Annotated in this window: 12 protein-coding genes; 10 read left to right on the top strand and 2 right to left on the bottom strand. The window is 36.8% G+C overall.

Translation table 11 applies throughout. From position 1 onward, the window contains the following. Positions 1-13: 13 nt before the first annotated feature. Together BUC16_RS08895 and BUC16_RS08900 are read right to left on the bottom strand one after the other, a co-directional pair. Positions 14-1,015, bottom strand: a complete 1,002-nt coding sequence (locus BUC16_RS08895) for an alpha/beta fold hydrolase (RefSeq protein ID WP_073369914.1) — start codon at positions 1,013-1,015, stop codon at positions 14-16. 107 nt (positions 1,016-1,122) lie between these two features. Then, positions 1,123-2,415 carry an O-acetylhomoserine aminocarboxypropyltransferase/cysteine synthase family protein gene (locus BUC16_RS08900; RefSeq protein WP_073369916.1) on the bottom strand — a complete coding sequence of 431 codons (1,293 nt, stop codon included), beginning with the start codon at positions 2,413-2,415 and terminating at the stop codon, positions 1,123-1,125. 873 nt (positions 2,416-3,288) lie between these two features. On the opposite strand from BUC16_RS08900, the gene BUC16_RS08905 reads away from it, so the two are divergent. From BUC16_RS08905 to cysK, 10 genes are all read left to right on the top strand, one after another. Further along, positions 3,289-6,390: a SusC/RagA family TonB-linked outer membrane protein gene (locus BUC16_RS08905; protein ID WP_073369918.1), complete on the top strand. Its 3,102-nt coding sequence runs from the start codon at positions 3,289-3,291 to the stop codon at positions 6,388-6,390. A 13-nt stretch (positions 6,391-6,403) separates the two neighbouring features. Beyond that, positions 6,404-7,711 carry a RagB/SusD family nutrient uptake outer membrane protein gene (locus BUC16_RS08910; RefSeq protein ID WP_073369920.1) on the top strand — a complete coding sequence of 436 codons (1,308 nt, stop codon included), beginning with the start codon at positions 6,404-6,406 and terminating at the stop codon, positions 7,709-7,711. Between the two features lie 73 nt (positions 7,712-7,784). Next, the gene (locus BUC16_RS08915) at positions 7,785-9,212 is read left to right on the top strand and encodes a hypothetical protein (RefSeq protein WP_211517985.1); all 1,428 of its coding nucleotides are present in this window, start codon (positions 7,785-7,787) and stop codon (positions 9,210-9,212) included. Positions 9,213-9,247: 35 nt separating this feature from the next. Further along, complete coding sequence (locus BUC16_RS08920; RefSeq protein WP_073369922.1) at positions 9,248-10,768, top strand: hypothetical protein; 1,521 nt, start codon at positions 9,248-9,250, stop codon at positions 10,766-10,768. A 12-nt stretch (positions 10,769-10,780) separates the two neighbouring features. Continuing rightward, positions 10,781-12,214 (top strand): phytoene desaturase family protein, encoded by a 1,434-nt coding sequence (locus BUC16_RS08925; protein ID WP_073369924.1) that lies wholly within the window; start codon positions 10,781-10,783, stop codon positions 12,212-12,214. A gap of 100 nt (positions 12,215-12,314) precedes the next feature. Beyond that, positions 12,315-13,238, top strand: a complete 924-nt coding sequence (locus tag BUC16_RS08930) for a TIGR01777 family oxidoreductase (RefSeq protein WP_073369926.1) — start codon at positions 12,315-12,317, stop codon at positions 13,236-13,238. A gap of 43 nt (positions 13,239-13,281) precedes the next feature. After that, complete coding sequence (locus BUC16_RS17740; RefSeq protein ID WP_170860864.1) at positions 13,282-13,437, top strand: hypothetical protein; 156 nt, start codon at positions 13,282-13,284, stop codon at positions 13,435-13,437. Between the two features lie 416 nt (positions 13,438-13,853). Then, positions 13,854-15,116, top strand: a complete 1,263-nt coding sequence (locus tag BUC16_RS08935) for a YeiH family protein (protein ID WP_073369928.1) — start codon at positions 13,854-13,856, stop codon at positions 15,114-15,116. A gap of 25 nt (positions 15,117-15,141) precedes the next feature. Next, the gene (locus tag BUC16_RS08940; protein ID WP_073369930.1) at positions 15,142-15,966 is read left to right on the top strand and encodes a serine O-acetyltransferase; all 825 of its coding nucleotides are present in this window, start codon (positions 15,142-15,144) and stop codon (positions 15,964-15,966) included. Between the two features lie 134 nt (positions 15,967-16,100). Continuing rightward, positions 16,101-17,021: a cysteine synthase A gene (cysK, locus tag BUC16_RS08945; RefSeq protein WP_073369932.1), complete on the top strand. Its 921-nt coding sequence runs from the start codon at positions 16,101-16,103 to the stop codon at positions 17,019-17,021. The last annotated feature ends 123 nt before the right edge of the window (positions 17,022-17,144 follow it).

Below are 17,144 nucleotides of genomic sequence, written 5' to 3' on the forward strand. Positions count from 1 at the left end.
AACTATGTTGATTCTATGCACTGACATTATTATGCAATTTATAATTGTTTAAAATGGGGTTCAATATATTGGATAATTGATTGAATTCTATCAAAAAAGCATCGTGTCCGTGAATGGATTGTATTTGATTATAAAATACATTTTCTTTTACATTTATGAGTTCACGATAGGTTTTGCGGGTTTCGTCAGCAATAAACAAACAATCTCTATCGATGGTTACCAAATGGATATTCGATTGAATTTCGCTGACAATAGACAAGAAATCTTTTCTGTTGCGGGTAATGTCATTGGTTTTGAGCAAATGATTCATCAGTTTGTAGGCGGCCAGGCGATAGCGGCTTTTCAATTTATAACCATGGTCAAACAGCCAATATTCGATTTGTAAAGCCGACAAAGCATCCAATTTATCCCTTTGAAATCTTTGATTGAAATATTCCGGTGTACGGTATAGCAAGGTGGCGTGCAATCTGGCATCGACAATGGGGTCGTCAGAATTTTTCAGGATTTGGTCTTGAATCAAAACATTTCCAATAACCCAATCCGTGGCTTTCCAATCTGAGGCAATGGGAATGAGATTGTCGATTTTGTCGGGTTGCAAAACGGCCATTTCCCAAGCGATGGCACCGCCTAAACTGACACCAATAACGGCGTGGATATTTTCGACTTTCAAGAAAAACAAACCTTCCCAAAAAATCCTCGCAATATCTCGAACGGTGTAATCACGGTAACTGTCTATGAGATTTGATTCGTCATTGTCATACCCGTTTCCAGGAATGTTAAATGCAATTATCGTAAAATAATTGGTGTCTATGGATTTGTCTTCTCCAGTTATGGCATCCCACCAGCCATCTTTACCTGCAATATTGGAATTCCCGGTCAAAGCGTGATTGACCACAATTACAGGAGAACTACCCAGAGGTTGACCAAAAATTTGATAGGACAATCCAATATAGGGTTTGTGTTTTCCCAGTTCCAAGTCAAAATTAAAAATGTCTATTTTTTCTATATTTTTCATGATGTTACTCTTTAATGGTTAAAACAGTTTTTTGAAAAAGCAGTCTTTGGAAATACCAAAAACCAAAGACCCGCTTTTCAAAAAAAACTAACTAACAAACTAAATTTTTATATTTTTTGCAGCTCCTTGATGGTTTTGAAAGCTTCCTTCAAATCCGCTTTCAGGTCATCGATGTCCTCCAAGCCAACTGAAATTCGGATCAAGTCTTTGAAAACGCCGGTTTCAATTTGCTCCTCATCGGTCAGTTGCTGATGGGTAGTGCTCGCTGGATGGATAATAAGTGATTTGGTATCGCCGATATTGGCCAAAAGAGAAAATAATTTCGTTTCATCGGCCACTTTTTTGGCTGCTTCAAATCCGCCTTTTAATCCAAAGGTGATTAAGCCGCTTTGGCCTTTCGGCAAATATTTTTGAACCAGAACATAATATTTGCTGGTTTTCAGACCGGGATAATGAACCCAAGCCACTTCCTCCTGGAATTCCAGCCATTTTGCCAATTCCAATGCATTTTGGCTATGTCTGGTAATTCGAAGGGGCAAAGTCTCCAATCCTTGAATGATTTGAAAGGCGTTGAAAGGACTCAAAGCCGCTCCATAATCACGCAACCCTTCGATTCTCACTTTGGCAATAAAAGCCGCATTTCCTAATGCTTCGTGATAAACCAATCCGTGATAACCTGCTGAGGGTTCCGTAAATTCAGGGAATTTTCCATTGGCCCAATCAAATTTTCCGGCATCAATGATAGCGCCTCCAAGCGAAGTTCCATTTCCAGCAATGTATTTGGTCAGGGAGTGAATCACGATGTCGGCTCCATGTTCAATTGGATTCAACAAATAAGGAGAAGCTACCGTATTGTCAACTATAAAAGGCACTTTGTAGGCTTTGGCTTCCGCTGAAATGGCTTTTAAATCCAAAACGTCCAATTTGGGATTTCCCAAGGATTCCACAAAAAAGATTCGGGTGTTTTCTTGTGCAGCTTTTGTAAAGTTGGCCGGATCCGATGGATCTACAAACGTGGTGGTGATGCCCAATCGTGGCAAGGTTACTTTCAATAAATTGTAGGTACCACCATAAAGGCTGTTTGAAGCGACAATATGGTCGCCGGATTTTAGCAAAACCAACAATGTTGTGGAGATGGCGGCAGTTCCCGAAGCGGTTACCACGGCGCCAATTCCACCTTCCAAAGCGGCCAATCGCTGCTCCAAAATGTCGTTGGTAGGATTGTTTAATCGCGTGTATATGAATCCGGCTTCGGCCAATCCAAATAAATTGGCTGCATGTTCGGAATTGTTGAATACATAAGAACTGGTTTGATAAATAGGCACAGCTCTAGTTCCTGCGTTTTTGGTTACATCGTGGCCTGCGTGCAAGGCGTTGGTTTCAAATTTTGGAGTACTCATAATCGTAATTTTTTAAGTTATTTTTTTAAATAATAAAGTGCTTAACTAATTTTTTTGAAATATTTTACAGATACAAAAAAAGCCTCTGCGTTTTGCGGAGGCTTTTTTTGTTCTTACAAAATAAGAATTATATAAATACCTCTGCGGATTATTCCGGCATCATTTTACAACATCTTTTCGCAATCATTTTCATTTGTTTCATTCTTTTGTTGTGGCAAATTTGCAAACTATTTTTTAATTGACAAAGAAAAAGTCTATTTATTTTATAAATTCTATGGATTTAGTAGATATTTTAATTTTTTTCTTGAGGAATAAAAAGATTTTATTAGGATTTTAATTATGGTTTTGAGATATGTTTATATTTTAAATACTTGTATATCAATTATTTGTAAATTAAATTAACATTTTTTTTCAAAAAAATTAATTTAAAATTTGGTGATTAGTATTTTTAATTTACCTTTGTTCTATCAAATTAGTAGAATTAAAAAACGTCAAATACTGAAAAATTGAAGACTATCAAATACACCTCATTTTTGAAAATGCAAGAATCATTTATATTAGACAATCCTTGTCTGATGTGTTGTTGCAGTTAAAAAAGACTTCAATTCACATTCTTACAAATAGTAATAAGACGCATCCTGAATTTTCGGGATTGAAATCTTGTACAGGCCAATTCAAATAATACTTATCCAAAAACAAATAATACTAATCCAAAATAAATAAAAAATGAAAAATCAAATGTGTTGTAAATAAAAAAAGCCATTTCTGCGGCAACAGAAATGGCAGGCTTAAAAAAATGTATCGTTGAACGGAAAATGAAAATTGATTTGCATCAGTTTTCAAGCTCCTTATTTATTAAACCAAAACAAAGTAATGAAAAAAATATTAAATAATCTTTTATGGCTTGGCATTTTTCTGGTTTCAGTCGGGATAAATGCACAGAAAACGCAGCCTCTTATTCAGTCTAAACTAGATGGAACAGTAATAGACCAAATTACAAATGAACCGATAATAGGGGCTTCCATAAATATTAAAGGAACAACACATAGCGTGACATCAGATTTAGACGGGAAATTTTATTTTCAAACTGGACAAAAATTCCCATATACGTTGATTATAAGTTATATTGGGTACAAAAAGAAAGAAATAATAGTTGATGGAAGTCCTGTTCTTGTTAAATTATCAGCAGATGTACAAGAGTTGACTGACGTTCTTATTGTGGGTTATGGTACTCAAAGTCGTAAATCTGTAGTTGGTTCTATATCTAAAATAAAAGCTGAAGATGTAAAGCAGATTCCTGTAGCGAGTTTTGATGCACAATTGCAAGGTAGAGCTCCAGGATTGCAAGTAAATACTTTTTCAGGAACACCAGGCGAGTCAGTAAAAGTGCAAGTGCGAGGTACGGCTTCTATTAATGCCAGTAATGATCCATTGTATGTTATAGATGGAATGATGGTAAATAATAATTCCTTGGCAACAATTGATTTAGGAAGTAAAAAAACATCTCCTTTGGCAGATATTAATCCTGCCGATATTGAAAGTATTGAGGTGTTGAAGGATGCAAGTGCAATAGCCATTTATGGTTCCAGGGGTGCAAACGGGATTATTTTAGTTACCACTAAAAGAGGTTCTTATAAAGCGGAAAAACCTAAATATAGTTTTCAAATTGCCGGAGGACTTCAGTATGCAGATACCAAAAAATTATGGGATTTAACAACAGGTCCGGAGCATGCAACATTAGTTAATGAACAATGGATTAATTCGGGTATTGATAGACCCAGTTTAAATCAGACTTATGCCAATAGACCTTTTCGACCAGTAAATGAGGTTGTAAATGGTGTTGCGGGAAGAGGAAATCCTGAAGATCAGCAGACTTATGATCGTATGGAAAGGGTCTTTAGAACTGCCGAACTTAAAAATTATAATTTTGATGTTCAGGGTGGAAGTGATAAGATACGCTATAATATTGGTGTAGGATATACCGATCAGGAAGGTATTTTGAAGCCATCAAGTTTTGAGCGTGCCAGCGGAAAATTGAACTTGGACATAAAATTAAGTGATTATGTGACATTTAGTTCAAGCAATGGAGTTTATCGTTCTTTCAGGCAACAAGTTAGAGGAGGCGCTGGTCAGCAAGCGGGGCATTTATTGGCAGCCTTGCATCATCCAACTTATTTGCCTTTGACAAATGCAGATGGAACTCCCGCAAGAGGTTCAATTTATGAAAACATTGATAATTTGATTAATACGAATATCACGAATATATCTACAAAAAGTATTAGATACATTGGAAATCATTTTCTTGAGTTTGCCATATTGCCAAATTTGAAGTTTAAGACGTCGCTAGGGGTAGATTATAATATTTACGATGAGAGTGAATTTTTTAATGATCAAACCATAATTGGAGGGTCTCCAAATCCTCCAGGATATAAAAAAGAAGTGAATACCGATTATTCTGTATTTCAAAATGAGAATATTTTATCCTATACACAAGTAATAAATCCTAAAAATACTATTACAGCACTTTTAGGGGGTAGTTTTCAAGGAACCAACGTAGATGTACTTTCTGCAACTGGTCAAGGTTTTCCCAATAATTCATTTCAACAAATATCAGCAGCCTCTGTTCGAACTTCAGAACAGTTAAAATCAAAATCAACTATCGCTTCTTTCTTTGCCAGAGTAAATTATAGTTATGATGACAAGTATTTTTTGGAGGGAGTTATAAGAGCTGACGGGTCATCAAAATTTGGAACCAATAATCGTTGGGGATATTTTCCGGCAATTGGTGCTTCATGGAGAATCAAACAAGAATCATTTTTGCAAAACGTAAAGTCAATAACAGAATTGAAATTGAGATTGAGTGCTGGTTCAGCTGGGAATCAAAATGGAGTTAATGATTATGCTTCTCAAGGATTATGGTTAGGAACGGCTTCATATCCGGATAATCTCACTAGTGGGCCAAAACCTGGAACAGCTCCTTTTCAGTTGGAAAATCCAGATTTAAGATGGGAAAAAACAACTACTTATAATGCAGGAATTGATCTAGGTTTATTTGATAATCGAGTATTTATAAATTTAGATGCTTATTATAAATATACTACTGATGCCTTGCTTTATGTTCCTATACCATCTTCTACGGGTTATGGCAGCTCCTTGGCAAATGCAGGAGAAGTAAGTAATAAAGGAATTGAATTCAATCTTACTACAACAAATATTAAAAATAAAGACTTTGAGTGGACAACTAATTTTAATATTTCTAGCAATATCAATCGTGCAGAAAAATTAATCAGCCCTATCACATTTGAAGCCAGAGAATATAGAAGAACCGAGGTGGGTGAACCTTTGGGTAGTTTTTGGTTATACAAACAGTTGTATGTAGACCCACAAACTGGTGATGCTGTTTTTGACGATGTTGATAAAGACGGTAAACTAACTCAAGCAGATCGTCAATTGTTAGGGAACACGGCTCCAGACTATTTTGGAGGTTTTAGCAATAATTTTACCTATAAAGGTTTTGATTTGAACTTTCTTTTCACTTATCAATATGGTAATGATTTGTTTAATTTCAATAAATACATATTAGAAGGAGGAGGAACAAGAGATGCTTCTAGATCCATTCTTGCAAGTCAGTTGGACAGATGGCAAAAGCCTGGAGATATAACCAATACTCCACGAGTAACTAGTGTTGGAAACAACTATAACATTGAGCAAAATAGCCGATACCTGGAGGATGCTTCTTTTGTAAGATTAAAATCGTTTGTATTAGGCTATACATTGCCATCCGATGTTACTCGTAAAATAAATTTAAGCAAAGTAAGGGTGTTTGCTTTAGGAACAAACCTATTGCTTCTAACAAAATATTCTGGTGCTGATCCTGAATCTTCAGGTAGCGCTAGCCAGAATTTGGATGGTTTAGATACAGCCACTCCTCCTCAGCCTATAACCATTCAATTAGGTGTTAATGTTTCATTCTAAAACAAGAATAATTATGAAAAAAATATTCAAATATTCAATACTTATATTAAGTATTTCAATACTGTCTTGCGAAAGCTATCTAGATGTAGAGTCGTTTGACAAAGTTTCTGACGATAATGTGATATTCGATAAAGCTTCATCAGAAACAGCCGTACGAGGTGCCTATCGATCATTGGCAAGTCTTAACTACAGCAGTGGATTTCAAAACACCATTTTGCAATCAGGTGGGGATGTGAGATCGCTAAACAATGCACAAACTGATTTAAATATCATCAATTATGATTTGAGATCAGATATTGGATTTTTGTCAACCTATTGGGCGAATTTTTATAATACGATCAATCGTGCCAATCATGTTATACAAAAGGTTCCTTCAGTAAACGATTTAAAATTGACAACAGAACTTCGCAATCAGCTTTTGGGAGAAGCTTATTTTATAAGAGCTTTTTCTTATTTTGATTTGGCAAGGGTATATGGAGGTGTGCAACTTTTTTTAACGCCTACTACTATAGCTGCGGATAAATTAGGAGTACCGAGAAGTTCACAAGCTGAAGTTTATGCGCAGGTTATAGCCGATTTAAACTTGGCAGAAAGCCTGTTGCCTTCAACAGTAGTAAGAAATAGAGCTACAAAATTCACGGCTTATGCTCTAAAAGCCAGGGTTCATTTATATCAAAATAAATTTGCAGAAGCAGAGATTGATGTAAACAATGTATTGGCCAATTCGGGTTACAAATTAATTAAACCATTCAATCTTGCAGCAGGAACTACAGAATCTGTTTTGGAGTTTTCCTATAGTGTAAATGATATTAATTCGGGTTACTCACTGTGGAATACCAGTAATAGGTCTCTGGAGCCAAAAGCAGTTTTACATAATTTGTTAAACGATCCTACCGTAGGAGGAGGGAGAAAAATTCTTTCAGTTAAAAATGCTGCAGGACAGTTTATAGGAGGAATTTATCCAACCAATATCTCAACTGCTTATGCAATCAGAACGGCGGAACTTTATCTAATTAGAGCCGAAGCAAGGGCAAGAAAGACAAGTCCAGATTTAACTGGCGCATTAAGTGATTTGAATATAGTAAGAGAACGTTCAGGATTAGTTAACAGCACGGCAGTGACTAAAGAAGAAATTCTTCTTGCTATTGAAAATGAACGTCGAGTTGAATTTGCTTTAGAACCTGATAGATGGTTTGATTTGGTTAGAACAGGAAGGGCTAAAACAGTATTAAATATTACTAATCCAGACAAATATATCTTTCCTATTCCTGCAGGTGAAAGATTGGCAGATCCATCTTTATCACAAAATCCAAGTTATTAATAATCCCAAAGTCTTTTTAAGTTTTCTATTTTGACTTAAAAAGACTTTGTTAATTCTATTAAAACCTATTATCATGAGTAAAATAATAACTAATCCGGAAACCAATTCATTTAAGAAGATCCGGTATTTTATAAGCAAACGTTTGAATAGCATTGCTAGTCCTGGGCAGATTCATCAGGAATGGAAAGAATGGGAGAAAAATCTTTTTCGTTTCTTTTTTATATTCTTGATTCTACTTAGTGTACCATTGGACTGGAATTTTTTTGGAGATCTATTTTCAATAAATTGGATTGATTTTCATTTTCATGATTTATTTAGATTAACCAAATACCAGATTCAGTTTATTCCACAAGACAAATTACCACTTTATGGTATTGGGAGTTTTGCCAATTGGGGAATAGCTATTCTTATCTCGGCAATTGGAGCAGTGATTTGGGCAAAACTGGACACTACCCGAAAACAATACGTTGTTTTGTATTATTGGCTTCGCGTTGTTGTTCGTTATAGACTAGCCGTAATTCTTGTTACTTATGGTTTTATAAAGGTTTTTCCTTTGCAAATGCCATATCCATCTTTAAGTAATCTGCTCACCAATTATGGCGATTTTTTTTCTTGGAAAATTTATTTCCAAACGGTAGGTATTGCACCTAAATACGAAACGTTTTTAGGTTTCGTAGAAATCTTGGCAGCTTTTCTTCTTTTTAATAGAAAAACGGCAACCATTGGTGTAGGATTGATTTTTGGATTTATTGGTAATGTGGCAGTTGTTAACGGATTGTATGATGTTGGCGAATTGGTAAACAGCAGCTTCATAGTATTGTTGGCAACCTTTTTATTTGCATATGACATACCAAGATTATATAATTTGTTAATTCAAGAAGTGCCAACATATGCCAATAAACTGGTGCCAAATTTTTCAGATGATTTTCTAAGGAAAACGCGATTAGTATTGAAATCTGCTTTTCTGGTTTTTGTATTGCTTTTTGGTTTCAAATCCTATCAAAATTATGCAAATGACCCTTATAAAGTTCCTCAAACACCAGGTTTGGAAAAGGCGTATGGCTATTATAACGTGAAAGATTTTATCCTGGATAATGATACAATACCCTATTCTAAAACCGATGCTAACAGATGGCAAGACGTGGTATTTGAAAAATGGTCCACGATATCAATTAAAATAAACCGACCTGTCAAAGTAGATTTCTCTAGCGGAGAATCGGCATCAGGAAAAGACATCGACAGGAATTATGAATTAGTTGGACTCTCTGGGCGCCATTATTTTTATTATGAAATAGACACAGTCAAACATACTTTAGCTCTACAAAATAAAAATAAAAACCACCGTTCAGAAAAGTTGTTGCTTACCTATGCAAGACCCAGCGATTCTACCATAGTTCTTTCGGGCACAAATGAAAATAAGCAATCAATACGCGTTGTTTTGAATAAAATCAATAAAAAATACATGATGTTCGAAGGGCGTCGAAAAGAGGTGAAGTTATAATAACAGATCATTTTAATAATATAAATTTTAATAGTATGTCAACAGATATAAATTCGGAAGTCTTAGATGTTCCACAGGATATAAGGCCAATAGATGTCGATAAAGTAGAAACATCAAAAAAATCGCGGAAGTGGAAACCTTATGAAAAAGTAGCGTTTAGAATAGGTTTTATATATATGCTTATTTTGTGTATACCAACATATCCAAAGTTTTATACGCATTTATTCAAATTAGAGTTTTTTAAAATAACCTATCATGATTTTCAGTCAATTGTAGCTTTTTGGCCTCCGCAATTTGTTTTGATAGAATCGGAGGAAGGTGTTTTTGGACTTCTCAATTACATCAATTTGATATTGGCATTATTGGTTGCAATTGTTGGAGCATCAATATGGACTTTACTGGACAAGAAAAGGATAGAGTACAACAAACTTTATTATTATATTCTGGTATTGGCTCGTTATCGTTTGGCTTATGGCATGATTGGCTGGGGTTTAAAAAAATTATTTCCAATGCAAATGGTATTTCCAACAGTAGGAATGTTGAATACTCCATTTATTGATATGGCAGAGAAAAAACTGTATTGGTCGCATGTGGGAATTTCTTTTGAATATACCGTGTTTTTAGGCTTTGCCGAGATTTTTCCAGGATTATTGCTTTTAAATAGAAAAACGGCTGGATTAGGAGCTGCTTTGGCGGCAGTGGTTACATTTAATATATGTATTGCCAATCATGCATATGATGCAGGAGTAGGTGTGCCGGCAGCTTATTTTTCGATTATTGGAGTTTTTATTGCTTGGTATGATTGGCGTAATATATGGAAATTGCTTGTGGGAGAAAAAGATGTATTACAACCTTTTAGATACCATCCAGTACTTACGGAGAGATGGCAAAAAAACCTGACTACAGGTTTAAAATGGACATTTAATTTTCTATTTGTACCTGTAGCAGCTGGATTATGGGCTTATGGATTTTTTTATGGCAATAATTACAATATACCAAGCACACCTGGGTTGGCTGGAACTAAGGGTTATTATAACGTCACCGAATATCGATTGAATAACAAAATCATTCCATATACACCTCAAGATTCTTTGAGATGGCAAGATGCCACATTCGAAAGCTGGTCATCACTTAGTTATAAAACAAATAGAGGAGCCATTGCTGATAGAATGATTGGGTATTCTCCGCTTCGTGTGAAGAATGATAAAAAGAATTCTAAACTCAATCAGGTAAATACACAAAATTCGGATGAACTAAGCAAAGAAAAAAAGGATAGGGATTTGGGTGTCACTCGCTGGGAAGTGGGAGGTATGGCTGGAGAAAGAAGATATTTTTATTATAAAGCAGATACGATAAAACACGTTCTTTATTTGCAGAATAAAAATAAATACCACGAGGATGAAACCCAGGTACTGCATTACAGCAGACCAACAGCAGACCGAATCATTCTTAAGGGAATTAATGAGTTCAAGGATTCCATTTATGTAGTATTGGACAGGTCAAACAAAAAATATCCTTTAGTAGAAGGAAGACAAAGCAATATAAAAGCATTTTAGCAACACAAAGAAATGAGCAAAAAAGATTTTGATGCCATAGTGGTGGGATCTGGTCCCAATGGGTTGTCGGCAGCCATAACTATGCAGAAAGCAGGTCTTTCGGTATTGATTGTGGAAGCCAAACCAACTATTGGCGGTGGTATGCGCACAGCCGAATTGACCTTGCCTGGTTTTAAGCATGACATCTGTTCGGCGATTCATCCCATGGCAATGGGTTCGCCTTTTTTTGCAAATTTGCCATTGCACGAACACGGATTGGAATTTGTTCATGCGCCATTGCCCGCAGCTCATCCTTTTGATAATGGGAAAGCCGCTATTTTATCCCGGTCGATTGAGGAAACTGCTTTGTCTTTAGGGAAAGATGGAAAAGCCTATTTGGATCTTGTCCAGCCTTTGGTGGAATCCTGGCCCAAGATTGTAGATGATACTTTGGGACCTTTGGGTATTCCGAAGCATCCTTTGCTACTGGCCCAGTTTGGTTTAAAAGCGATGCAGCCAGCGAGTTGGATTGCAAAAAGTTTTGAAACAGAAAAAGCAAAAGGATTGTGGGCAGGAATGACGGCTCATTCGATACAGCCTTTGACGAATTATTCTTCGGCGGCAATCGGGATGGTGTTGTCGGCAGTTGGGCATTTGCATGGTTGGCCAATTCCAAAAGGAGGTTCGCAATCTATTGCCGATGCGTTGGCTTCTTATTTTATTTCCCTTGGCGGAAAAATCGAAACTAATTTTTTGGTAAAATCATTGGATCAGTTACCTTCTTCGGATGCCGTTTTGTTTGATGTCACGCCAAAACAATTGTTGCAAATAGCCGGGGAGAAATTTTCTCCATTGTACAAATGGCAATTGGGACGGTATCGTTATGGAATGGGGGTTTTTAAAATTGATTGGGCGTTGGATGGTGCAATACCTTTTACAGCTTCGGAATGCAATAAAGCGGCAACGGTTCATTTGGGAAACACCTTCAATGAGATAGCCGCTGGAGAACAATTGGCATCATCAGGCGGACATCCCGAAAAACCTTTTGTGTTGCTGGCCCAGCAAAGTCTATTTGATTCGACAAGAGCACCAAAAGGCAAACACACCGCTTGGGCTTATTGTCACGTGCCAAACGGTTCCACAGTCGATATGACTGCTGCCATTGAAAATCAGGTGGAACGTTTTGCACCCGGATTCAAAGACCAGATTTTGGCAAAAAATGTCATGAATTCATCTCAAATAGAAGCCTATAATCCGAATTATATTGGAGGTGATATCAACGGCGGCATCATTGATATCGGACAGTTGTTTACTCGTCCGGCCTTGCGTCTTTCTCCTTATCGCACTTCTGCAAAAGGAATTTACATCTGTTCCTCTTCTACACCTCCAGGAGGCGGAGTTCATGGAATGTGTGGCTATCACGCGGCCAAAACAGCTTTGGAAGATGTTTTTAACATTGAAATATAAGATAATATGAAATCGCCATTAAAAAGAAGTTTGCGTAAGCAAACACCAATGAGAAAAAGGCGATACCATATGTGACCGCTGAAAAATAAAATTTACACATATGAAACAGAAAATAATCATAGCTGGTGGAACTGGTTTTTTAGGAAGTTCACTTCGTAATAAATATAGTAACGAAGATACTGAAATAGTAATTTTAAGCAGGAAACCATATTCTCATAAGGAGGGAAATATTTCTTATGTTCATTGGGATGCAAAAACATTGGGCAATTGGACATCTTGTTTGGAAGGAAGTACCGTCATTATCAACCTGGTTGGAAAATCGGTTAATTGCAGGTATACAGAAGAAAACAAAAAGGAACTTATTGCTTCAAGAGTCGATGCCACGGCTATCATTGGTAAAGCAATAAGTATAAGTGAAAACCCTCCCAAAGTATGGATTAACGCAGGTTCTGCTGCTATTTTTGGAGATGCTGGTTTAGTGGTTAAAAATGAAAATTCGACACCGGGAATTGGTTTCTCTCCCCAGATTTGCAAGGAATGGGAAAAGGCATTTTATAAAACAGAAACGCCAAAAACCAGAAAAGTTTTTTTGAGAATAGGATTGGTTTTGCAAAGAGGCGGAGGTATTTTGAAACCTTTTCTGAATTTAGCTCGATTTGGTTTAGGTGGAAAAATAGGATCAGGCAAGCAATACATGTCATGGATACACGAAGAGGATTTTGCGAATATTATAGATTGGGTTATCCAAGAGAAAAGTATTGAGGGGATTCTACATTGCGCCAGTCCTTATCCAGTTACCAATAAAGAATTTATGAAATCCATGCGTTCAGCAGTTTCAATACCATTTGGCTTGCCTAATCCAGAATTTTTAATCAGGTTAGGAGCTGTTTTTATTGGAACTGAACCCGAATTGGTTTTATCGGGCAGGAGGGTTGTATCCAGAATATTGGAAGAAAATAATTTTAAATTTAAGTATCCTCATTTAGCTGATGCCGTTCGACAATTGGCTAAAAATAAAGAATAAATACTCGGTCAAAAATTAGCATCTAATTTAATACTAAAAAAAAATGGATCAAATAAACATCAATTCAGTACCCACCATACCAATGGGAATTCCAAAAAAGCTTGCTGAAATTTCTTGGTTTAGTGATGTTGTTGCCAGCGATAAAAAATCTTTTGATAACAAGAATATTGGATATGATAAAGATTTGAAAAACAGTTAAAGAATTTCCAACCTTGATTTCATGTCAGAAAGGAAAAATAGCTTTCAAAAATAGGGTTCGGAGAATTTCAAAAAAGAGGTGGATTTAGCTTTAGTTCAAAAACAAGACTAAAGTTTCCAGAGATATAAATTTTTTTGCCTGAAGGGGATTTCATATTGTGGTGATATGGAGTCCCTTTTTTAGTTTATTTTTGTTTTCAAACGGCAAAGTTTGCATAATTTCGAAAAAAATGATGCTATTTAAATTGTTGTTTTTTAGTTTTTTAGGGGTTGTCAATGGTTTGAATACTATTTTGAAATTAAAAAAATAGAACCCAAAATTGGGTAGTTCGTATTTTTAACATACATTTGTTCTACTAATTCGATAGAGTTAATTAATTTAAAAAATAGATAACATAAAAAAAGTAGATTAATAAAATGTCACAAAAAACAAAACAATTTAGCATACACGAAGACTGGACGGTAGTAGTCTTAGGATTTTTAATCATTGGGATTTCCCTTTTTCTGTATCTTCCTTCGGTACCGGTATTCAAATGGTCCAATGGGACAGATTTATTAGGCGATGTGTTCGCTTATGAAAACTTGCAAATCCTGCTAATTCAATTTATATATTTTATTTCCATAGGGACTATTGGTGTTTTTCTGGTGGGGAAATCGGTCAAAAACTTTTTGTTGGGATTTCCCGTAGTTTATTTATTAACTGTTGTTGCCCTGATTCTTGCAGGAAACACGTTTGTAAAAGGACTTAACCTGGAGGCCGTAATTTTCAGTTTGGCCATAGGGTTGTCCATTGGTAATTTTTTCAAGCTTCCAGAATGGTTTCGCACCGCACTTTCCACCGAGATTTTTGTAAAAATCGGATTGGTGTTGTTGGGAACCAGCGTCATCTTTTCAGACATATTGAAAGCGGGTTCTTTGGGACTGATTCAGGCTTTGGTGGTGGTTTTGTCGGTTTGGTATTTTGCTTTTTGGTTGTGTGGTAAATTAAAAGTCGATGACGAACTGAAGATGATGATTTCCAGCGCGGTTTCCATATGCGGAGTTTCGGCTGCGATTGCCACCTCGGGCGCCATCAAGGGAGATTCCAAAAAACTGTCGTATGTCATTTCGATGGTATTGGTAACTGCCATTCCAATGATGATTTTTATGCCGATAATTGCCAAGTATTTCAACTTTCCGGAAGAAGTTACCGGAGCCTGGCTGGGCGGAAGTATCGATACTTCGGGAGCTGTGGTCGCTTCGGGTTCATTGGTGGGAGAAACTGCCTTGAAGATTAGCACGATCGTGAAATTCTCACAAAACGTGTTGTTGGGAATAGCCGCTTTTGCCATATCTGTTTATTGGACATACACCCATAATAAATCTTCGGAAGTTGTCGCATCCAAACCAACTTTGGGAGTGATTTGGGAGCGTTTTCCCAAGTTTGTCATTGGTTTTATTGTGGCTTCATTGGTTTTTTCTTTCCTGATTGCTCCCGAAGTCAGGGATGGCGTGAAAGACAGTTTGAAGAATCTGCAAGGACTTTGGTTTGCCTTGGCTTTTACCAGTATCGGCTTGGAAACCAACTTTAAGGATTTGTTCTCGAACAACAGCAAAAAACCCTTGTATGCCTTCTTGATAGCACAGACGTTCAATGTTGTAATTACCCTAATCATCGCCTTTTTACTGTTTGGAAAATGATGAAATAATTTAAAAACATGCAGTTATGAATCCATTTTATAAAGAAATAGCGAGACAGCATCAAAATTTTTTGGTGCTTCCAAAGAAAAAAACAATCCATCAATTTATAGACGAATTGTTCTCCGTTTTGTTTTCCAACACATCCAAATCATTGGCTGATTTGAATATCATCGAAAATAAATTCGTTGAATTGGAAATACAGTTCAATGAACTGGTATTGGATTTTGAACCTCAAAACGACAAGAGTTTGGAACAAACCAAAACGTTTTTTTCGGCCTTGCCCAATTTGCACAGAAAAGCATTGAACGATGCCAAGACAATTTTTGCGAAAGACCCGGCCGCAAAATCGCTGGAAGAGGTTTTGTATTCCTATCCCGGATTTTTTGCCATAGCGATTTATCGGTTTTCAAATCAAATTTGGAGACAGGATTTGAAATTGCTGGCACGAACCATTTCGGAATATGCGCACAGTAAAACCAGTATCGAAATTCATCCCGGCGCACAAATTGGGGACGATTTTGCCATTGACCACGGAACAGGAATCGTGATTGGCGAAACCGCCATTATTGGAGACAATGTCCAAATCTATCAAGGAGTCACCCTCGGTGCCTTGAGCGTGAAAAAAGAAGAAGCTTTCATAAAAAGGCATCCAACGATTGAAAACAACGTCATCATTTATGCCAATAGTACCATTCTAGGCGGACAAACAACGGTGGGAAGGGATTCCATCATTGGAGGAAACGTTTGGTTGACTTATACCATTCCATCGAATTCGGTGGTGTATCATAAAAACGAAATCAAGATAAAGGACAACAATCCTTTTCCGGAACCCATTTTTTATTCCATTTAATTTTACTGCCAAGAAATCAGACAATAGTGCCACGAAGTCACAAAGGCGCAAAGGTTTTAGAGCAACACCAAACAATAACAATTATGCTTCGTGACTTAGCGCCTTCGTGGCAAAACAACTAAATAAATATCACAATGAAATTCGAAAACATTTTAGAGACAATAGGGAACACCCCGCACGTAAAGCTTAACAAACTTTTTCCAAACCATAAAGTTTGGATTAAACTGGAAAAAACAAATCCAGGAGCCAGCATCAAAGACCGAATTGCTTTGGCAATGATTGAAGCCGCCGAGAAAAAAGGACTTTTGAACCCCGATTCGGTTATCATAGAACCTACTTCCGGGAACACGGGAATTGGACTATCATTGGTTGCGGCGGTAAAAGGATACAAGGTTATTTTGGTAATGCCGGAATCAATGAGTATCGAAAGAAGGAAAATAATGAATGCCTACGGCGCCGAATTTGTCTTGACACCAAGAGAAAAAGGAACGGCCGGTGCGGTGGAAAAAGCAAAAGAATTGGCCGAGTCCATTCCCAATTCTTTTTTGCCCTTGCAATTTGAGAATCCCGCCAATGTGGATGTTCACGAAAGAACGACTGCTCTGGAAATTTTAAAAGATTTTCCTGAAGGGATAGATTACCTCATTACGGGAGTGGGAACCGGAGGACACATCACGGGTGTTTCCAAAATTTTGAAACAACACTTTCCTAATCTTAAAACCTATGCCGTAGAACCTGCATTGTCCCCAGTTTTAAGCGGTGGTTTGCCTTCGCCTCATCCTATCCAGGGCATTGGAGCCGGATTTGTGCCGGGTGTTTTTAACAGAGAATTTATTGACGAAATCATTACTGTCGAAAAAGACGATGCTTTTACTTTTTCCAAAAGATTGACCCGAGAAGAGGGAATTTTTTCGGGGATTTCAACTGGAGCGGCTTTGTCGGCGGTTTCCAAAAAAATAGACGGAATACCCAAAGACGCAGTAATACTGACTTTTAACTACGATACGGGAGAAAGATACCTTTCTGTAGAAGAGTTGTTTGATCCAATTTCCTAGTGTTTTTCGCAAAGCAGTTTCTTTTTTCGTTAAATCTATGTTCTAATTAAATTTTTCTTTATATTTATCGTGTTTCGTTGAATTTAAACTGCTTAACACTATGGATTTTGTAGAATTAATGTA

The organism is Flavobacterium fluvii (assembly GCF_900129545.1).
Lineage (GTDB): Bacteria > Bacteroidota > Bacteroidia > Flavobacteriales > Flavobacteriaceae > Flavobacterium > Flavobacterium fluvii.